This is a genomic window from Rhizobium sp. WYCCWR 11146, from assembly GCF_013591995.1.
Taxonomy (GTDB): domain Bacteria; phylum Pseudomonadota; class Alphaproteobacteria; order Rhizobiales; family Rhizobiaceae; genus Rhizobium; species Rhizobium indicum.
The window spans coordinates 45,944-64,342 of record NZ_JACCEY010000037.1; the positions used below are offsets into that span (position 1 = coordinate 45,944).

At 60.9% G+C, this 18,399-nt stretch carries 25 protein-coding genes; 14 read left to right on the forward strand and 11 right to left on the reverse strand.

The features are described 5' to 3' along the window. Positions 1–49: 49 nt before the first annotated feature. From sthA to map, 4 genes are all read right to left on the reverse strand, one after another. Entirely contained in the window at positions 50–1,456 is a 1,407-nt protein-coding gene (gene sthA, locus HX899_RS27795) for a Si-specific NAD(P)(+) transhydrogenase (protein ID WP_181293889.1), read from the reverse strand. 219 nt (positions 1,457–1,675) lie between these two features. Then, positions 1,676–2,863: an alpha-hydroxy acid oxidase gene (locus HX899_RS27800; protein ID WP_181293890.1), complete on the reverse strand. Its 1,188-nt coding sequence runs from the start codon at positions 2,861–2,863 to the stop codon at positions 1,676–1,678. Positions 2,864–3,047: 184 nt separating this feature from the next. After that, positions 3,048–3,875 carry a DNA repair protein RadC gene (radC, locus tag HX899_RS27805; protein WP_181293891.1) on the reverse strand — a complete coding sequence of 276 codons (828 nt, stop codon included), beginning with the start codon at positions 3,873–3,875 and terminating at the stop codon, positions 3,048–3,050. A gap of 7 nt (positions 3,876–3,882) precedes the next feature. Beyond that, positions 3,883–4,719 carry a type I methionyl aminopeptidase gene (map, locus tag HX899_RS27810; protein WP_062944698.1) on the reverse strand — a complete coding sequence of 279 codons (837 nt, stop codon included), beginning with the start codon at positions 4,717–4,719 and terminating at the stop codon, positions 3,883–3,885. 248 nt (positions 4,720–4,967) lie between these two features. Between map and HX899_RS27815 the strand changes: the two genes are divergently transcribed. The 3 genes from HX899_RS27815 (at position 4,968) to HX899_RS27825 (ending at position 6,258) form a co-directional block, all read left to right on the forward strand. Beyond that, positions 4,968–5,627 (forward strand): TetR/AcrR family transcriptional regulator, encoded by a 660-nt coding sequence (locus HX899_RS27815; protein WP_065279742.1) that lies wholly within the window; start codon positions 4,968–4,970, stop codon positions 5,625–5,627. 128 nt (positions 5,628–5,755) lie between these two features. Continuing rightward, the gene (locus HX899_RS27820; protein ID WP_171598891.1) at positions 5,756–5,929 is read left to right on the forward strand and encodes a hypothetical protein; all 174 of its coding nucleotides are present in this window, start codon (positions 5,756–5,758) and stop codon (positions 5,927–5,929) included. After that, entirely contained in the window at positions 5,926–6,258 is a 333-nt protein-coding gene (locus HX899_RS27825) for a DUF6105 family protein (protein ID WP_138391103.1), read from the forward strand. Before HX899_RS27820 ends, HX899_RS27825 begins: the two co-directional genes overlap by 4 nt. On the opposite strand, the gene ruvX is transcribed toward HX899_RS27825, so the two are convergent. Beyond that, a complete protein-coding gene (gene ruvX, locus HX899_RS27830) occupies positions 6,195–6,689 on the reverse strand; it encodes a Holliday junction resolvase RuvX (RefSeq protein ID WP_064654283.1) in 495 nt (164 codons plus the stop codon). The two genes, HX899_RS27825 and ruvX, sit on opposite strands and share 64 nt — an antisense overlap. A gap of 179 nt (positions 6,690–6,868) precedes the next feature. Here ruvX and HX899_RS27835 point away from each other — a divergent pair, with 179 nt between their 5' ends. The 5 genes from HX899_RS27835 to HX899_RS27855 all read left to right on the forward strand — a co-directional run bounded on the left by HX899_RS27835 (position 6,869) and on the right by HX899_RS27855 (position 10,257). Beyond that, on the forward strand, positions 6,869–7,573 hold the full coding sequence (locus HX899_RS27835; RefSeq protein WP_018073401.1) for a metal-dependent hydrolase: 705 nt from the start codon (positions 6,869–6,871) through the stop codon (positions 7,571–7,573). 69 nt (positions 7,574–7,642) lie between these two features. Continuing rightward, the gene (gene gatC / locus HX899_RS27840; RefSeq protein ID WP_003539052.1) at positions 7,643–7,930 is read left to right on the forward strand and encodes an Asp-tRNA(Asn)/Glu-tRNA(Gln) amidotransferase subunit GatC; all 288 of its coding nucleotides are present in this window, start codon (positions 7,643–7,645) and stop codon (positions 7,928–7,930) included. 56 nt (positions 7,931–7,986) lie between these two features. Then, positions 7,987–9,468, forward strand: a complete 1,482-nt coding sequence (gene gatA, locus HX899_RS27845) for an Asp-tRNA(Asn)/Glu-tRNA(Gln) amidotransferase subunit GatA (protein WP_181293892.1) — start codon at positions 7,987–7,989, stop codon at positions 9,466–9,468. Next, positions 9,459–9,959 carry a GNAT family N-acetyltransferase gene (locus tag HX899_RS27850; protein ID WP_181293893.1) on the forward strand — a complete coding sequence of 167 codons (501 nt, stop codon included), beginning with the start codon at positions 9,459–9,461 and terminating at the stop codon, positions 9,957–9,959. The genes gatA and HX899_RS27850 overlap by 10 nt, the downstream gene beginning before the upstream one ends. Positions 9,960–9,981: 22 nt before the next feature. Continuing rightward, complete coding sequence (locus tag HX899_RS27855) at positions 9,982–10,257, forward strand: hypothetical protein (protein ID WP_181293894.1); 276 nt, start codon at positions 9,982–9,984, stop codon at positions 10,255–10,257. A 50-nt stretch (positions 10,258–10,307) separates the two neighbouring features. Here the strand turns inward: HX899_RS27855 and HX899_RS27860 are convergent, their stop codons facing one another. After that, entirely contained in the window at positions 10,308–10,565 is a 258-nt protein-coding gene (locus HX899_RS27860) for a YjhX family toxin (protein ID WP_138329779.1), read from the reverse strand. 311 nt (positions 10,566–10,876) lie between these two features. Here HX899_RS27860 and HX899_RS27865 point away from each other — a divergent pair, with 311 nt between their 5' ends. Further along, on the forward strand, positions 10,877–11,386 hold the full coding sequence (locus tag HX899_RS27865) for a GNAT family N-acetyltransferase (RefSeq protein ID WP_181293895.1): 510 nt from the start codon (positions 10,877–10,879) through the stop codon (positions 11,384–11,386). A gap of 4 nt (positions 11,387–11,390) precedes the next feature. Here the strand turns inward: HX899_RS27865 and HX899_RS27870 are convergent, their stop codons facing one another. After that, positions 11,391–11,702 carry a DUF1294 domain-containing protein gene (locus HX899_RS27870; RefSeq protein WP_138329775.1) on the reverse strand — a complete coding sequence of 104 codons (312 nt, stop codon included), beginning with the start codon at positions 11,700–11,702 and terminating at the stop codon, positions 11,391–11,393. A 129-nt stretch (positions 11,703–11,831) separates the two neighbouring features. Between HX899_RS27870 and gatB the strand changes: the two genes are divergently transcribed. After that, positions 11,832–13,334 (forward strand): Asp-tRNA(Asn)/Glu-tRNA(Gln) amidotransferase subunit GatB, encoded by a 1,503-nt coding sequence (gene gatB / locus HX899_RS27875; protein WP_181293896.1) that lies wholly within the window; start codon positions 11,832–11,834, stop codon positions 13,332–13,334. A 3-nt stretch (positions 13,335–13,337) separates the two neighbouring features. Then, a complete protein-coding gene (locus HX899_RS27880) occupies positions 13,338–13,838 on the forward strand; it encodes a GNAT family N-acetyltransferase (RefSeq protein ID WP_171598886.1) in 501 nt (166 codons plus the stop codon). Here HX899_RS27880 and HX899_RS27885 read toward each other — a convergent pair. Next, the gene (locus HX899_RS27885; protein WP_181293897.1) at positions 13,835–14,434 is read right to left on the reverse strand and encodes a hypothetical protein; all 600 of its coding nucleotides are present in this window, start codon (positions 14,432–14,434) and stop codon (positions 13,835–13,837) included. The two genes, HX899_RS27880 and HX899_RS27885, sit on opposite strands and share 4 nt — an antisense overlap. 58 nt (positions 14,435–14,492) lie before the next feature. Between HX899_RS27885 and HX899_RS27890 the strand changes: the two genes are divergently transcribed. The 3 genes from HX899_RS27890 (at position 14,493) to HX899_RS27900 (ending at position 16,009) form a co-directional block, all read left to right on the forward strand. Next, positions 14,493–14,957 carry a GNAT family N-acetyltransferase gene (locus tag HX899_RS27890; RefSeq protein ID WP_181293898.1) on the forward strand — a complete coding sequence of 155 codons (465 nt, stop codon included), beginning with the start codon at positions 14,493–14,495 and terminating at the stop codon, positions 14,955–14,957. A 103-nt stretch (positions 14,958–15,060) separates the two neighbouring features. After that, the gene (locus HX899_RS27895; RefSeq protein ID WP_003558960.1) at positions 15,061–15,459 is read left to right on the forward strand and encodes an NADH:ubiquinone oxidoreductase subunit NDUFA12; all 399 of its coding nucleotides are present in this window, start codon (positions 15,061–15,063) and stop codon (positions 15,457–15,459) included. A gap of 115 nt (positions 15,460–15,574) precedes the next feature. Beyond that, complete coding sequence (locus HX899_RS27900) at positions 15,575–16,009, forward strand: DUF2155 domain-containing protein (RefSeq protein WP_171598882.1); 435 nt, start codon at positions 15,575–15,577, stop codon at positions 16,007–16,009. Positions 16,010–16,121: 112 nt separating this feature from the next. On the opposite strand, the gene aat is transcribed toward HX899_RS27900, so the two are convergent. The 3 genes from aat to accB form a co-directional block, all read right to left on the reverse strand. Next, the gene (aat, locus tag HX899_RS27905) at positions 16,122–16,736 is read right to left on the reverse strand and encodes a leucyl/phenylalanyl-tRNA--protein transferase (RefSeq protein WP_181293899.1); all 615 of its coding nucleotides are present in this window, start codon (positions 16,734–16,736) and stop codon (positions 16,122–16,124) included. Positions 16,737–16,743: 7 nt separating this feature from the next. Next, positions 16,744–18,099 carry an acetyl-CoA carboxylase biotin carboxylase subunit gene (gene accC / locus HX899_RS27910; RefSeq protein ID WP_171598880.1) on the reverse strand — a complete coding sequence of 452 codons (1,356 nt, stop codon included), beginning with the start codon at positions 18,097–18,099 and terminating at the stop codon, positions 16,744–16,746. 4 nt (positions 18,100–18,103) lie between these two features. Continuing rightward, positions 18,104–18,399: acetyl-CoA carboxylase biotin carboxyl carrier protein (gene accB, locus HX899_RS35275; protein WP_246697193.1), on the reverse strand; the 296-nt coding region annotated here is incomplete at its 5' end.

Sequence of the window (18,399 nt, forward strand, 5' to 3'; positions counted from 1 at the left end):
TTTTGGTGGCCGGACTGAGACGGCCGTTCCCTCGACGACGCGACGGATTTTAGAGTTCCGACTTGATGTCGCCCATCCGGTTCCAGGCATCGAGGCCGGCGATCTTGTAGGCTTCGGCGAGCGTCGGATAGTTGAAGGTGTTCTCGACGAAATATTCGACCGTGCCCTTGAGGTTGAGCACCGCCTGGCCGATATGCACCAGCTCGGTGGCGCCTTCGCCGACGATATGCACGCCGAGCAGGCGGCGGGTCTTCAGCGAGAAGATCAGCTTCAGAAGCCCGGTGTCGAGGCCCATGATATGACCGCGCGACGTCTCGCGGAAGCGGGCAATGCCGCATTCATAGGGAATACCGCGCTCCTTCATCTCTTCTTCAGTCAGGCCGCAGGTCGAAATCTCCGGCACGGCATAGATGCCATAGGGGAAATATTTCGGCGGCTCCTTGGCGACCGCGCCGACCGCGACGCGGGCGGCGATGCGGCCCTGTTCCATCGAGGTCGAGGCAAGGCTCGGAAAGCCGACGACATCGCCGGCGGCATAGATGTTGGCAACCGATGTCTGGAAGGTTTCCGGATTGACCTTGAGACGGCCGCGGCTGTCGGCTTCGAGGCCGATCGCCTGAAGGTTCAGCGCATCAGTCGCCCCCATGCGGCCGGCGGCGAAAAGCACCATGTCGGTCGTCAGGCGCCGGCCACTGTCGAGCGTCAGTTCGACCTTGCCGTTTTCGAGCCTCTCCACCTTGTCGGCCTTCTGGCCGAGCAGCAGCTTCATGTTGCGGTCGCGCAGCTGATAGGTAAAATCCTCGATGATTTCCTTGTCGATGAAGTCGAGCATTGTCGTCTTCGGGTCGATGACGGTGACGGCCGTGTCGAGCGCGCTGAAGATCGTCGCATATTCGATGCCGATGACGCCGGCGCCGATGACGACCATCGATCGCGGCAGATCCTGGATGTCGAGCAGTTCGTCGCTGTCGAGAACGGTCTTGCCGTCGAAGGGCATGTAATCGGGGCGGAACGGTTTTGTGCCGACGGCGAGCAGCACGCTGGCGGCGGTGACCTGCGTGGTCTCGCCGTCATCCTTGATCACCTGCAGCGTCGACGCATCGATGAAGCTCGCCTTGCCGCGAATATGCTGCACGCGGTTGCGGGCGAACTGGTGTTCCAGCACCTCGACCTCGTGGTTGAGCGTAATCAGCAGGCGACGCCGCAGGTCATCTGCACTGATCTCTTCCTTGACGCGGTAAGACCGGCCGTAGAAGCCGCGTTCGCGCCAGCCGGAAAGATTAAGCGCAGTCTCGCGCAGCGTTTTGGAAGGGATGGTGCCGGTATGCACGGATACGCCGCCGACGCGTTTGCCCTGCTCGATGACAAGCACTTTCTTGCCGAGTTTTGCCGCCTGGATCGCGCCACGGCGCCCTGCGGGACCGCTGCCCACCACAACGAGATCGTACTGAAGCATCATCAAGCCCCGGATTGGAAAGGAATCATATTGCGACGCAAAATGTCGCCCGTCCATCGTTAGCCGGTCAATGTTACAGATTGTTTTACGGCCACCTGATTGGTCCTGACGGGTGCTTTTTCGGGCAAGTGAGCCCTGCGAGAAACAGCTTTACACCATGGGTCGTAGCTGACGAACACCGGCAGAGGCGCTTGCCATGCTCTGTGGCTCGACGACTTTTCATGCACGGGTGATGTAGTCCGCGGAAATATCGCCCACCTTGGTGACGCCGAGCAACGCCATATTGCTATGCAGTTCCGTCTTCAGGATATCGGCCGCCTTGAGCACACCCGGTAGGCCCGCGACGGCTGCGGCATAAAGGAACGGCCTGCCCACGAACACGAAACAGGCCCCGAGTGCGAGGGCCTTCATGATGTCCGTTCCACGCCTGAAACCGCCATCGACCATGACGGCAACGCTGTCTCCAACACGGGACGCAATCTCCGGAAGGACCTGAAGGGGAGATGCGGTGCCGTCGAGCTGGCGGCCGCCATGGTTGGAGACGATCACGCCATCCGCTCCGGTGTCGACAGCCCGCGCCGCGTCGTCAGGATGCATGATCCCCTTGACCACGAGTTTGCCGGACCACCTGTTGCGTATCCGCTCCAGATGGTTCCAGTTGAGATGGTCGCGCCTGCCGAAATCGCGCGTGACGTTCGAGGAGATGATCGGGGCGCCTCTCGTGGCATAGGAATTTTCAAAATGCGGAATGCCGTGCCGGACGATCGTCCGCAGGAATGTGCCGGTGGTCCAGCGCGGGTGCGAGATGCCCTGCCACGCCAGGCGGAGACCGGGACGCAGAGGCGTCGAAAATCCGGCCCTTACATTGTTTTCACGATTTGGCAGTGTGGCTGTGTCCACGGTCAGCAGAAGCGTGCGCAAACCGGCCGCGCCGACGCGATCGATGAGAGCGTCGATACGGTCGGGTTCGCCGGGGAGATAGGCCTGAAACCATGCTTGCGGCGAAACTGCAGCGATCTCTTCCAAGGGGATAAGTGATGAACCGCTTATGATCATCGGGATTCCCGACTGATCCGCTCCTTGCGCAAGCACGATGTCACCTCGATAGGCCATCAGCGCGCTGATACCCATCGGCGCGATGCCGAATGGCGCGGCATGGGTCTTGCCGAAGAGGCTCGTCTCGGTGCTGCGTTTCGATACGTCCCGAAGGACACGAGGCCGGAAGGCATAGGCCTGGAAAGCCTCTGCGTTATGCCGTAGCGACGCATTGGTCTCGGTTGCGCCTGCGATATAACCGAACAGGGGCTTTGGCAGATGTCGCCGCGCCTTTTTTTCAAAGTCATCGAGGCAGAGCACGTCGCGGCAGAGCCGGGTCGATCGATCGGTGTTACCGCTGCGGATCGTCATGGAGCTTCATCTTCTCGGTATTCGGGCGGGCATTGTCCAGGCTGTGGTGGTGCACGACTGCATACAATCCCGCACCACCGACTGCTGTCAACTCCAGCATTCCTCAGTCTTCTCGCGGGATGGACCGGGGCATGGTCGACGCGCCGGGGCTGCATCTCGTCGGCGATCATACTCGTGAGTTTGTTCAGATCAGCTTCAGCCCCTTCAGGCTGACATGGCCGTCCCTACCGATGATGACGTGGTCGTGGACGGTGATATCGAGCGCCTTGGCGGCATCGATGATCACCTTCGTCATGTCGATGTCGGCGCGCGATGGCGTCGGGTCGCCGGAGGGGTGGTTGTGCACCAGGATCATCGCCGTTGCCGAAAGCTCGAGCGCGCGTTTGACCACCTCGCGCGGATAGACCGGCGTATGGTCGACCGTACCGCGGCCCTGCACCTCGTCGGCGATCAGCACATTGCGCTTGTCGAGGAAAAGGATGCGGAACTGTTCGCGGGTCTCGTGCGCCATGGCGGCATGGCAATATTGGATGACCGAAGACCACGAGGACAGGACCTGTTTGCTCCTGAGTTCGCTCTTCAGCGTCCGGTGGGCGACAGTCGAGATCAGCTTCAGGTCGAGCGCCACGGCCTCGCCGACGCCCTTGACCTCCATCAGCAGCGCCTGAGGCGCACCGAAGACGCCGGAGAGCGAGCCGAACCGCTCGATCAGTGCCTTGGCGATCGGCTTGGTGTCGCGCCGCGGGATCAGGCGGAAAAGCAGCAGTTCGAGGATTTCGTAGTCGGCCAGCGCGGTGTCGCCGAGCTCCCGGAAGCGGTCACGCAACCGCTCGCGATGGCCGTGATAATGCTCTTGGCCGGCAAGCGAGGCGGGCAGGGCGGCCCTGGCATTCGGCGCGGACGGATTTCGCGGCTGGCCTGCAAAGAACGAACGTTCGTCGGCGGCAATCGGCTCTCGCGTCTCGAAAGGCAGCTCGTCGTCGGAAGATGTCGAAACAGGCCCCTTCGCCATCGGATCGTCACCCGTTGTGCGACGGCAGGCCGGGGCGGTCGAGCCCACCCGGCGACAGCGTGAAGATCTCGCAGCCATCGGAGGTGACGCCGACGGTATGTTCGTACTGCGCCGACAGCGAGCGGTCGCGGGTGACTGCCGTCCAGCCGTCGGCCAGCACCTTCACATGCGGTCGGCCGAGGTTGATCATCGGCTCGATGGTGAAGATCATGCCTTCGCGCAGCTCCGGCCCCTCGTTGGCGCGACCGTAATGCAGGATATTCGGCGAATCGTGGAACAGCCTGCCGACACCATGGCCGCAGAAATCGCGCACCACCGAACAGCGCTCGGCCTCTGCATAGGTCTGGATCGCCTCGCCGATCGCGCCGGTGCGGGCGCCAGGCCTGACGGCTGCAATGCCGCGCATCAGCGATTCATAGGTGACCTCGAGCAGCCGCTCGGCAGCACGCTTGACGACGCCGACGGGATACATCCGGCTGGAATCGCCGTGCCAGCCGTCGAGCACGAAGGTGACGTCGATATTGACGATATCGCCGTCGCGCAGCGGCTTGTCGTTCGGAATGCCATGGCAGACGACATGGTTGATCGAGGTGCAGGTCGATTTGGTATAGCCGCGATAGTTCAGCGTGGCCGGATAGGCGCCGTGATCCATGCCGAAATCGAAGACGAACCTGTCGATCTCATCGGTCAGCAGGCCGGGCTTGACGATGTCGGCAAGCGCATCGAGGCAGCGCGCGGTCAGCTGGCATGCCTTGCGCATGCCCTCGAATGCTTGCGCGTCATAAAGCCGGATGGCGCCCGTATTCTTCGGGGGCGCAGTAGAGGCTTCGATATAGTTCACCATTGCAGGGCCTTAGCGGAGATTGTTAGATTTGTTCATAATGTAGCTATGCCGGGTTCGTCCATCACGATCAACCGCCAGGACGAGATTTCTGAGCGGATCCGATCCGCCCAATGTGCAGCCTTCCGCATCCGTTCGACGGACAATCAACGGTCCGGCTGGAATATCCACAATCTTCCCAAAGGGATAGGATTGATTGCGTGCAGCCTCCCCGCTACTCACCGATTGGTGACAGTGGGGAAGGGTCGATCATGCTGAATGAAGCCGTAAATCTTGAAAATTCACCCGGGACCGGCGAGGGGCCGGAACGGCGGGTGCGGGATCGCGGCGCCACCGAGCGCGCCATCCTTGCCGCCGCCAAGGGGCTGCTCGCCGAGGAAGGCTTCCAGAACTTCGGCATCAATGCGGTCGCCCGCCGCGCCGGTTGCGACAAGCAGCTGATCTATCGTTACTATGGCGGCCTCGACGGTTTGGTCGAGGCGATCGGCGCCGATCTCGGCACATGGGTGAAGGATCGCATTCCGGAAGACGCCGGCGGCATGTTCCTGCTCACCTATGGCGACCTGATGGAGCGGCTGTCGCTTCTACTCCTCGACGCCTTGAGAAACGATCCGCTGATGCGCCGCATCCTCGCCTGGGAGATATCGGAAAACACCGAGCAGGTGAGGCGCTTGTCCGAGGCGCGTTCGAAGGCGCTCGCCTTGTGGCTCGAGCGCATGCGCGGCTCGCTGGCGCCGCCGAAGGGGGTGGATGCGGCAGCCGTCAACGCCGTCGTCATCGCCGCGATCCAGCACCTTGTGCTCGCCGCCGCAGCCGGCGGGCAGTGCGCCGGCCTGTCGCTGAAAACACCCAAGGACTGGGAGAAGGCGGCAACGGCGCTGAAGCGCATCGTGCGTGGCGTCTACGGCTGATACCTGGCTCATCCACAGGGGGCGGGGCCTGCGTTAACCTTAACAAATGGTTTACGTTGCATGGGGGTGGTTAACCCGACAGTGTGGCGGTGAGCAGAGATGTATGAGTAGAGCCCGAGTTGACGCCCATGGGAACCAAGATCGCTAAAGCCGCGTTTCTGGTGACGGCGATGATGTTTTTCGCAGTCCTGGCGGTGGATATCGCAATTCCGACGCTGGTGCTTTGCATCATGGCATCGTCGACCTGGTTGGTCTCCCTCGATCTGCCCGTCGCGCGCAAGCATGGAGGAGAGGCCGCATGAAGTGGTTTCTGATCTTCTGGGCCGGCCCCATCGTCTTTCTGGGCGGATGGTACTGGCTCTCCTATTACGACATGAGTTTCGGCATCTTCATGCTGAGCCGGCAGGTCCATGACCTGACCTTCGAGCTTTACGGCAAGGCGCTCGGCATTCCACCGGAGACCATCCCGCCGCTCGTTGCGCGCGCGATCGCAGTCGACAGCCTCGTCGTCTTCGCCATCCTGGCCTTCCGGAAGCGCAAGTCGATCATCGGCTGGTGGAGGGCGCGTCAGGCGCTGAATTCGTCTCCATCAGACCTTGCCAGCAAGGAAAGCCTGTCGAGCGCGCCCTGAAGGATGAAGCTTGCCGCGGCCGAATCGATCCGTTCGGCCCGCTTGGCGCGCGAGACGTCCATTTCGAGCAACGTCCGTTCGGCCGCAACCGTCGAAAGCCGCTCATCCCAATAGACAAAGGGCAGCGCCGTCTTCTGCTCCATGTTGCGCACGAAGGCGCGCGTTGCCTGCACGCGCGGACCCGCCGATCCATCCATGTTCATCGGCAGGCCGATGATGAAGCCTGCGACCTTTTCCGCCGTCGCGAAATCCAGCAGCGCCTGGGCATCGATGGTGAACTTGACGCGGCGGATCACCGTGCGCGGCGTGGCGAAACGCCGCCCGAGATCGGACATCGAAAGCCCGATTGTTTTGGTGCCGAGATCGAGGCCGGCAATCGCCTGTCGCGGGGCAAGCGTCTCGGCCATTTCCTCGATTGTCAGCACCGTCATCGCCGTTTCATCCCGTCAAAACAAATTGAAGTCGCCGCCGCTTTTCTTTGCGGCCGCATAAGATATGTCCTTAGGGCATGACGCCGAAAAGTGTGAGCGGTTTTCGGACGACATCATGCTCTCATTCTTTGATGTGGCATCGAAACCGGCTTTGCATCACGTAATAAAGGAGACATTTCATGAAGATCACCTGGCTCGGCCATTCCGCCTTCCGCATCGAGACATCAAAGGCGAAGATCCTGCTCGATCCATTCCTCAGCTATAACGCCTCCTTTTCCGGCCAGGATATCAAGGATGTGTCCGCCGGCATTACCCACATCCTGTTGACGCATGGCCATGGCGATCATGTCGGCGATACCGTGGCCCTCGCCAAGGAAACCGGTGCCGTGGTTCTCGCCAATGCCGATCTCGCCGCCTGGCTCGGCTCCAAGGGCGTCGACAAGATCGAGATGGGCAATACCGGCGGCACGATCGCGCTCGGCAGCTTCTCGGCGACCTTCACCAATGCGCTGCATTCCTCCGCCCAGATCACCGAGGACGGCGTCTCGCATGCGCTAGGTAACGCCAACGGCCTGATGCTGCATTTCGACGACGAAGCTTCGATCCTTGCCATGGGCGATACCGACATCTTCTCCGACATGGCGCTGATCAACGAATTGCACCAGCCTGATATCGGCTTCGTGCCGATCGGCGACCGCTTCACCATGGGCGGCGCGGTGGCGGCACTTGCCTGCCGGCGCTACTTCAACTTCAAGACCGCAATCCCCTGCCACTACGGCACCTTTCCGATCATCGACCAGACGGCCGAAAAATTCGTTGCCGGCATGGACGGATCGAAGACGGATGTGAAGGCGATCAGGCCTTCCGAGAGCCTGTCGATCTGACGAAATCCCGTTGCGTCAGGCGGACATGGCCTTTATAGCGGGTAGGAAAAATCCTATCCGGAGAATGCCATGTCCGTCGATCTTGCCACTGTGAAGCGCGTCGCCCGCCTTGCCCGTATTGCCGTCTCCGAGGACGAGGCAAATCGCATGGTCGGCGAGCTGAACGGCATCCTTGGCTTCGTCGAGCAACTCTCCGAAGTGAATGTCGACGGCGTCGAGGCGATGACTTCGGTGACCCCGACGGCGATGAAGAAGCGGACCGATGAGGTGACCGACGGCAGCAAGGCAGCCGATATCGTCGCCAATGCGCCCGTCACCGACCACAATTTTTTCCTGGTGCCGAAAGTCGTCGAATAAGGCTTCGAAGCCTCTTTCCGACCCTGTTGCCATTCCAGATCTGAAGCGAAAACACGATGAGCGAACTCACCAGCCTGACCATTGCCGAAGCCCGCCAGAAGCTGCGCGCCAAGGAAATCACCGCGATCGAACTGACCGAAGCCTATATCTCGGCGATCGATGCGGCCAATGGCCGGTTGAACGCCTATATCAAGATCACGCCGGATCTTGCCCGCGTCATGGCGAAGAACTCCGACGGGCGCATCGCCGCCGGCAAGGCGGGCGACCTCGAGGGCATTCCGCTCGGCATCAAGGATCTCTTCGCCACCGTCGGTGTTCACACCCAGGCCTGCAGCCACATTCTCGATGGTTTCGAGCCGCGTTATGAATCGACCGTGACGCAGAACCTCTGGGATGACGGCGCCGTTATGCTCGGCAAGCTTAATATGGACGAGTTCGCCATGGGCTCGTCCAACGAGACCTCGTATTACGGCGCTGTGATCAATCCCTGGCGTGCCGCAGGCTCCAACCAGCAGCTCGTTCCGGGCGGCTCGTCGGGCGGTTCGGCCGCAGCCGTCGCCGCGCATCTTTGCGCCGGCGCCACGGCGACCGATACCGGCGGCTCGATCCGCCAGCCGGCCGCCTTCACCGGCACCGTCGGCATCAAGCCGACCTATGGCCGTTGCTCGCGCTGGGGCACCGTCGCCTTCGCCTCTTCGCTCGACCAGGCAGGCCCGATCGCCCGCGACGTACGCGATGCCGCGATTCTTTTGAAGTCGATGGCAAGCGTCGACGCAAAGGACACGACATCGGTAGATCTGCCGGTGCCGGACTACGAAGCAGCTCTCGGCCAATCGCTGAAGGGCATGAAGATCGGCATTCCGAACGAATACCGTGTCGACGGCATGCCGGATGAGATCGAGACGCTCTGGCGCCAGGGCATCGCCTGGCTGAAGGATGCCGGCGCCGAGATCGTCGACATCTCGCTGCCGCACACCAAATACGCCCTTCCGGCCTATTACATCGTCGCTCCCGCCGAGGCATCCTCGAACCTCGCGCGTTACGACGGCGTGCGCTACGGCCTGCGCGTCGACGGCAAGGATATCGTCGACATGTACGAGAAGACGCGTGCCGCGGGCTTCGGCAAGGAAGTCAAGCGCCGCATCATGATCGGCACCTATGTGCTGTCGGCCGGTTATTACGATGCCTATTACATCCGCGCCCAGAAGGTGCGCACGCTGATCAAGCGCGATTTCGAACTCGCATTCGACGCCGGCGTCGATGCCATCCTGACACCGGCAACGCCGTCGTCGGCCTTTGGCGTTGCCGATGAGAACCTCGCCGCCGATCCGGTGAAGATGTATCTGAACGACATCTTCACGGTGACGGTCAACATGGCAGGCCTGCCCGGCATCGCCGTGCCGGCCGGCCTCGACCATAAGGGCCTGCCGCTCGGCCTGCAGCTGATCGGCAAACCCTTCGATGAGGAAACCCTCTTCAAGACCGCTCACGTCATCGAGCAGGCAGCCGGCCGGTTTACGCCGGCCAAGTGGTGGTAACGGATCTAACGATCCGAAGAATAGCGGCTGCCGACCATGAAGCGGTCGGCGCCGTCGGCTTTGCCGCATGGGCCGCCAGCGATGCCTTCGAGGACAGCTATCTCGATCCCGATGTGATCGCCAGGGTGCGGCACGAGTTCGCCATCTTTCCTAAGGAAGCGAAAGACGAGATCTTCGTTGCCGAACGGGACGAGACGATCGTCGGCTGGGGCGCGCGTGAAAATCAATCGAACTATGTGTCCGACCTCTGGGTGCATCCCGATCACCAGGGCAACGGCGTCGGCCGGGCTCTCCTGCTTCATTTGTGCGAGTTGATGGCTGCAGAGGGGCTGGCAACGGCCAGGCTCGACACGCATGCTGGGAATAAGGGCGCAATCCGGCTCTACGAACGCTGCGGCTTCACCATCTTCTGGCGCGGCCGCGAATTTTCCAAGAGCATGGGCGTCTCGCTTGAAAAGGTGCATCTGGAGAAGCGGTTGGCTGACCGATAGCGGGAACCAGCAAGGAGGTCTTATGGCGAACAGTGATCTTGCGCAATTGATCGAGGCAGTTGATCGCCTCGCTGCCGGCGGTTTCACCATGGGCGCGGATTGGCAGGCGGTCCACGACATCTGCCAGCGCCACGAAGGCGAACAACCGTTCGACTGGGGCCACGCGCTTTGCCATCGCATCGAGGGCGATGACTGGAACGCCGATTACTGGTATCGCCGCGCCGGCAAGGCGCGCGGCACGGGCACGATAGCTGACGAGTGGTCGGCGATGCGGGCGGAACTCTCTGCAAAGGCTTGAGGCGATACCCCCGATCGCGCCCGTTCGAGACGCGATCGGGGATGCCGCTATTACCTGTTGTTCAGCTGCGACCTGACCAACCTCAGCCCTCTTTCGGTGATCCGGTAGGGGTGGCCGCCTGAGGACTTGATTGCCTTCAGACGCTTCAGCCTGCGGAAGAGATCGAGGTCGACGCCGGGATAGAGCCAGCCGTCGCGAGTGACGCAACTGACCGCCTCGATTTTCCTGTCGTCGTCGCGGGTAATTTCAATGCGGGCGCCTTGGGCCATGAGATGCAGGATGCGCTGCTCCGTGCGAGAAATGTCCATGTGTTGAGATCCGGTATCGCGCCCGGTAGGGCGCACAAAAACGATCTGGCGCTCATTCGAACGTCAGGGCTTCGTTTTTTTCGGGCCCATGCGCGCAAGCGAACTTGCGGGCAGGGCCTTTACCGGGTCTCAGGCAGGCTCAACATAAAACACCTCGATAAGACCTATTATTCAGCCCGGGAAATTCGGTCAAGAGCGTGTTTGCCGAGCAAAACCAGTCGAAAACCGCGGTTTCGGTCGATCATCCCGTTGGAGCTACTGGTAAAATCCGCGACTCAATGGTCTAGTTGAGGGGTAACGCGGAGGTGTCGTTGATCCACATTCGCAATGCCCGCGACGGTGAAGCGGAGCTATTGAGCGAGATCGGGCTGAGAGCCTGGCAAAAGGCGATGGCGTCGATCGGCGAATCGGACGCGATGATCGATGCAGCGCGCAACGCCTTCCGGAACTTCGTGGAAAACGACTGGCTGACCATCACCGTCGTCGAGCAGAACGGCCAGGTCGCAGGCTGGGCAGCGCGCGAGGGATTGGACGAAACCATCTCGGATTTCTGGATCGATCCCGCATTCACCCGCCAGGGCCTCGGTTCGGCCCTTCTCGCCCGCATCGAAAAGGAGATCGCCGATCAGGGCTTCGAGAAGGCGGCGATGCAAACCCATTCCGGCAACAGCGAGGCGATCGGCTTCTTCCGGAAGCACGGCTACAGCATCCATTGGCTCTCGGTCGCCTACAATCCGAAGCTCGATCGCGACGTACCCTCCGTCGGGCTGACGAAACAGCTCGTTTCGGACGGCCAAGGTGGATATGGGCAGGAATTCTGATGCTTCAAAAATCCTGAGGAAGCAGAAAGCTCCATTGCGGCGCGAAGGCCAGGATAGCAATCAGTGCGCCATGCAGGATCAGGATCGCCGCCAGGATTGACCGGAACGGCTCCTTTCTCGTCTTGTGCCGCAACAGCCGCTGTGCCGCCACCGCACCAAGGCTGCCGCCGATCAGCGCCAGCATGAGAAGCGTGCGCTCGCTGATGCGCCGCCTGCCGTGGCGCGCCGCCTGCTTGTCGAAGAAATAGATCGAGAACACCAAGAGGTTCAGCGCCAGAAACAGCAAGGCCCATTTGATAATATCGATCATCGTCATAGGGGAACCCTACCGCGGCTCCGTTAATGGACGGCAAAACCGCGATGCGCGCCATGGCGAAAGCCTTGCACCGGCACGCCATTTCCTTTACCTCACCAGTGGAAAAGAACAGCCTGCAAAGAGCATCAGATGACCCTTGTCGACGTCCGCACGCCTGATCCGAAACGCTTCATCCCCGGCGCCACCGGCGACTGGGAAGTCATCGTCGGCATGGAAGTCCATGCCCAGGTCCTGTCCAATTCGAAGCTCTTCTCCGGCGCCTCGACGGAATTCGGCAAGCCGCAGAATTCGAATGTCTCGATGGTCGACGCCGCCATGCCCGGCATGCTGCCCGTCATCAACGAGGAATGTGTCAGGCAGGCCGTTCGCACCGGCCTCGGCCTGAAAGCCCAGATCAACAAGCGCTCCCTGTTTGATCGGAAGAACTATTTCTATCCCGACCTGCCGCAGGGCTATCAGATCTCGCAGTTCAAGGATCCGATCGTCGGCGAGGGCAAGATCGTCATTTCACTCGGGCCGGACCGCCAGGGCCAGTTCGAGGATATCGAGATCGGCATCGAGCGCCTGCATCTGGAACAGGATGCCGGCAAGTCGATGCATGACCAGCACGCGACCATGTCCTATGTCGATCTCAACCGTTCCGGCGTTGCCCTGATGGAGATCGTCTCCAAGCCCGACATGCGCTCGTCCGACGAGGCCAAGGCCTATATGACCAAGCTGCGCTCGATCGTGCGTTATCTCGGCACCTGCGACGGCAACATGGACGAGGGCTCGATGCGCGCCGACGTCAACGTCTCCGTCCGCCGTCCGGGCGAGGATTTTGGCACGCGTTGCGAGATCAAGAACGTCAACTCCATCCGTTTCATCGGCCAGGCGATCGAATATGAAGCCCGTCGCCAGATCGGCATTCTGGAGGACGGTGGCAAGATCGATCAGGAGACTCGCCTCTTCGACCCGAACAAGGGCGAGACGCGCTCGATGCGCTCCAAGGAGGATGCGCACGACTATCGTTATTTCCCCGATCCTGATCTGCTGCCGCTCGAATTCGACGATGCCTTCATCAAGGCGCTCGAAGCCGATCTGCCGGAATTGCCTGACGACAAGAAGGAGCGCTTCGTGCGCGAGCTCGGGCTGTCGATCTACGACGCCTCGGTGCTCGTTTCCGAAAAAGCGATCGCCGATTATTTCGAAGCCGTCGCCGCAGGCCGTGACGGCAAGACGGCCGCCAACTGGGTGATCAACGATCTGCTCGGCGCACTGAACCGCACCGGCAAGGACATCGAGCAGACGCCGGTTTCGCCGGCCCAGCTCGGCGCCATCATCGATCTCATCAAGGCGGGAACCATATCCGGCAAGATCGCCAAGGATCTCTTCGAGATCGTGCTCGCCGAAGGCGGCGATCCTGCCGAGATCGTCGAGGCGCGCGGCATGAAGCAGGTGACGGATACCGGCGCGATCGAAAAGGCCGTGGACGAGATCATCGCCGCCAATCCCGATCAGGTCGAAAAGGTCAGGGCGAAACCGACCATGGCAGCATGGTTCGTCGGCCAGGTGATGAAGGCGACCGGCGGCAAGGCCAATCCGCAGGCTGTCCAGGCCCTCGTCAAGGCGAAGCTCGGCATCGAGGAGTAAGCGGTGTATTTCGTCCGCACCGCCGGTGAGCGCGACCTGGAGAAGGTGCGCGCCCTCTTGGTGGAGAGCTTTCATGCCATCTATGACGGCCTGCATGGCAGAGCCAAGGTGGAGGATCTGATCGTCCATCTCTTTTCGCCGGCGGCGCTGAAGACGCGGCTGGTGCGAAAGGATGCCGAATTCCTCGTTGCCGATGACGGCAGCAATATCGGCGGCATGGGTTATGCGGCAATGTCGCAGCAATTGACGAAGACGGTCATGCTGCATCTCCTCTATGTCCGGCCGGCGCTGCAGCGCCAGGGTATCGGCCGCGATATCTTCGCCGAGCTCGAAACTTGCTTTCCCGATGCGGAGATCATGCGCCTCGAAGTCGAACCGCAGAATGCCGCGGCGATCGCCTTCTATCGCACGCATGGCTTCACCGAGATCGGTCGCAACGAGAATGACGGGGCCGGACAATCCGGCATTCCGGCGTTGGTGTTGGAGAAGCGCTTGGCGGGTTAAACGCCTGTATCGTTGAGTGCCTTGTGGTGGGTGTGGTAGGTCTGGAGCAGTTGTATCAGGCGCTCCTTGCTGACGGTAAGACCACTCGTTTCGATGCGCAGTTGCCGAAGATCATTCGTGGCACGTGCGGTACGGAATAGTGAGAACATCGGTTTGCGACCCTGAATGCCGTCTGGTCGGCACCAGACAGCGATTGTATCTCCGGTGCCTTCTGCGTCCGTTCCCAGCGATGCGGACAACAGGTTGCCCAGAACCAGAAAAATTGTTCGCAAAATCCTTTGCGCCAGCGTGGGTGCCGCGGCCTCGATGCGTGCGACTGCCGGCCACGGAATTAATTCTTGCATTAGCCGAAGATCTTTGAAGCCATTTGGGCCTATCGCAATGATCGTCTTATTGGATGAAAAGATCAGGACATAAAGATTGCAAAATAGGTAGTACGCGATTGGCGGCCCAAAGAGGAGAGACAGGAAAAACGAATTCAATGTCCTATCGAAAATCCAGAAGCCGAAGACAATTATCACCAGTGTTGATAGTGCAATTCTAAGCCGAATATCCCTGGCGGAGTATCCGATCTCACGGATATCGCTCAAGAACATCCGTCTTTTTCCTTCCGCAACAATCATCGTCCGATTTTTACATAGGTAGAAAAGTGTGATGCCACAAGATTTGAATATCCGTGAAGCTCGCAAGGACGACCTGCCGGCACTCGTGGCGATGTTTGCCGCCGATGCACTCGGCGGTCACGGCGATACCACGGAAGCTGAAGCCTTTCCCGATTATCTCAGGGCCTTCGCCGTCATCGAGGCCTCGCCCGACCAGACGCTTTACGTCGCAGAGCGTGGCGCCGAGGTCGTCGGTACGTTTCAGACGATGGTGACGACGTCGCTCACCGGCCGCGGCTCCTCGGCGATGATTATCGAGGCGGTGCAGACACGCGCCGATATGCGCGGGCAGGGGGTCGGCGGACTGATGATCGAATTCGCCATTGCCGAGGCAAAAGGCCGCGGTATCGGGCGGGTAGCGTTGACCTCGAATGCAGTACGCAGGGATGCCCATCGTTTCTATGAAAGGCTGGGCTTCAAGCCCTCGCATCTGGGCTTCAAGATGGCTTTGAAATGACCCGTGACTGTCGCGGAATCGCTGGACAATTCGGCTTGGCGACGGCATAAGCGAGGAAACGAATTCTGGTTTGGCTCGCATCTGGCGGGCACAAGGAAAAGACATGTGGAATCTTCTGGTTCAGACCTTTACCTGGTGGAACGGTCAGACGATGGGCACGCGTTTTGCGACCTGGCGTTTTGGCAAGCGCGTCGGCGAGGATGAATTCGGCAACGTCTACTACGAAGGCGGCATGTCTTCCTACGGTCTGCCGAAGCGCTGGGTGATCTACAAGGGTTATGCCGAAGCTTCCGCCATTCCGCCGGGTTGGCATGGCTGGATGCATCATCGCACCGATGTTCCCCCGTCCAAGGAGAGCTACGTCGCCAAGGATTGGCAGAAGCCACACCGGCCCAACCATACCGGTTCGCCGCAGGCCTATCGTCCGCCCGGCTCTATCGCCGTTCCGGGCGAACGTCCGCGCGTCACAGGCGATTACGATGCTTGGACGCCGGGCAACTGAGACGGCTCGACCGGGCGATCCCAAGACCCGGCTTTTGGCCACAATTGACCTTTACCCGCAGGTTGGCCGCGCTTGACCGCGGCCGTGAACTGAAAATGTCTGGAGACGGGTACATATGAAGCTCTTCACGCGGAACATGGTCCTGCGTGCCGCCGGATCGCTGCTGGCGCTCTCGGCCCTGCTTCCGCCAGTTGCGGCACATGCCGCACGCATCGAAAATCCGGTTGCCGTCTTTTCCGGCCTCGACAAGATCACTGGCCGCATCACGACCTTCGACGTCTATGTCAATGAGACGGTACAGTTCGGTGCGCTGCAGGTGACACCGAAGGCCTGTTATTCGCGCGACCAGTCGGAAGCACAGAAGATCGACGGTTTCGTCGAGGTCGACGAGATCACCCTCGACCGCAAGATCCGCCGCATCTTCACCGGCTGGATGTTCGCCGCCAGCCCCGGCCTCAACGCCGTCGAGCACCCGATCTATGACGTCTGGCTGAAGGATTGCAAGGCAAACTCGGATGTCCCGGCTCCTGAAGGTGCCAAGGCGAAATAGCTGCATCTTCGTTAGGCTGGCATCTCCCTATGCGCCTGATCCTCATGTGCTATCCGCAGGATCATCTCGGAGGATCGTCCCGCTCGATCAAACCTCCGTCGGATAATGATCGTCAGAAAGCCAGGTGCGGCGATTCCATCGCCGCAGCAAGCATCGCGGCGTAATCGGCCTTCGGAACGTCGATCGCTCCGAACGTCTTCAGGTGCTCGGTGGTGAACTGGGTGTCGAGCAGGATGAAGCCCCTTTCCCGCAGCCGGTCGACCAGATGCACGAGGCAGATCTTCGAGGCATCTGTCCGGCGCGAAAACATGCTTTCGCCGAAGAAGGCCGAGCCGAGCGAGACGCCGTAGAGGCCGCCGACCAATTCATCGTTCTCCCAGGCTTCGACGGTATGGGCATGGCCCATGTCGAAGAGCGTCGAGTAGAGCGATCTGATCGTCCTGTTGATCCAGGTGCTCGGGCGCCCGGATGTCTCCTCCGCACAGGCGGCGATGACCTGATCGAAAGCGTGATCGAAACGGATCTCGAAGGGATTCTTGCGCACCGTCTTGGCAAGGCTTTTCGACACATGGAAATGGTCGAACGGCAGCACGCCGCGCAGTTCCGGTTCGACCCAGAAGATCTCCGGGTCGTCGGCGGATTCGGCCATCGGGAAGAGGCCGATGGAATAGGCGCGCAGGAGAATGTCAGGGGTTATGCCTGGTGACTTCCTGCGCGATCCTGCCATTCCTGTCCTATGCCGCCGGTGTGTTGGCGAGGTAGTCTTCCAGCCAGTGGATGTCGTAGTCGCCGTTGGCGATATCCTGATTGGAGACGAGATCCTGGAACAGCGGCAGCGTCGTATTGATGCCGTCGACGACGAATTCGTCGAGCGCCCGGCGCAGGCGCATCATGCATTCGACGCGGGTACGGCCGTGCACGATCAGCTTGCCGATGAGGCTGTCGTAATAAGGCGGGATCTTGTAGCCCTGATAGGCACCGGAATCGATGCGCACGCCGAGGCCGCCCGGCGCGTGGAAATGCGTGATTGTACCGGGCGAAGGCACGAAGGTGCGCGGGTGCTCGGCATTGATACGGCATTCGATGGCGTGACCGGAAAAATGCACTTCGTCCTGCGTCACCGAGAGACCGCCGCCGGAAGCGACGCGGATCTGCTCGTGCACGAGGTCGATGCCGGTGATCGCTTCGGTGATCGGATGCTCCACTTGCAGGCGGGTGTTCATTTCGATGAAATAGAACTCGCCGTTTTCGTAGAGGAATTCGATCGTGCCGGCGCCGCGATATTTCAGCTTCTTCATGGCGTCTGCGCAGATCTGGCCGATCTTCATGCGCTGCTCGACGTTGAGCGCCGGCGAATTCGCCTCTTCCCAGACCTTCTGATGGCGCCGCTGCAGCGAGCAGTCGCGCTCGCCGAGATGGATGGCATTGCCTTCGCCGTCGCCGAACACCTGGATTTCGATGTGGCGCGGTTTGCCGAGATATTTTTCCATGTAGACGGCATCGTTGCCGAAGGCGGCTGCCGCTTCCGTGCGCGCCGTCGACCAGGCCTCAATCACGTCGGCCTCGCTCTTGGCGACTTTCATGCCGCGTCCGCCGCCGCCGGCCGTTGCCTTGATCAGCACGGGATAGCCGATTTCGGCGGCCGTCTTCACCGCATCCTCTTCGGTCTTCACTTCGCCGTCCGAGCCTGGAACGACGGGAATGCCGAGTTCCAGCGCCGTCGTCTTGGCGGTGATCTTGTCGCCCATGATGCGGATATGGTCGGCCGTCGGCCCGATGAAGGTGATGCCGTGGGCTTCGAGGATATCGGCGAACTTGGCATTCTCCGACAGAAAGCCATAGCCCGGATGCACGGCGTCGGCGCCGGTGATCTCGCAGGCGGCGACGATCTGGTGGATGTTGAGATAGCTCTCGCGCGAGGAGGGCGGGCCGATGCAGACACTTTCGTCGGCAAGACGCACATGCATGGCATCGGCGTCGGCGGTGGAATGAACCGCGACGCAGGCGATGCCGAGCTCTTTGCAGGCCCGGAGCACGCGAAGGGCGATTTCCCCGCGATTGGCGATGAGGATTTTCGAAATCATGGGCATCGGCCTATTCGATGACGACGAGGGCTTGGCCGTATTCGACGGGATGTCCGTCATCGACGAGGATCTCGGTCACCTTGCCTGACTTCGGCGAGGGGATCTGGTTCATCGTCTTCATCGCTTCGATGATGATCAACGTCTGGCCTTCCTTGACGGTTGCGCCGATTTCGATGAACGGACGCGCGCCCGGAGCCGGCGCCATATAGACGGTGCCCACCATCGGTGCATTGACGACATTGGCCGGGTTGCGGCTGGGAGCTGCGGCAGGCGCGGCAACGGCTGCCGCAGCGGCGGGTGCGGGGG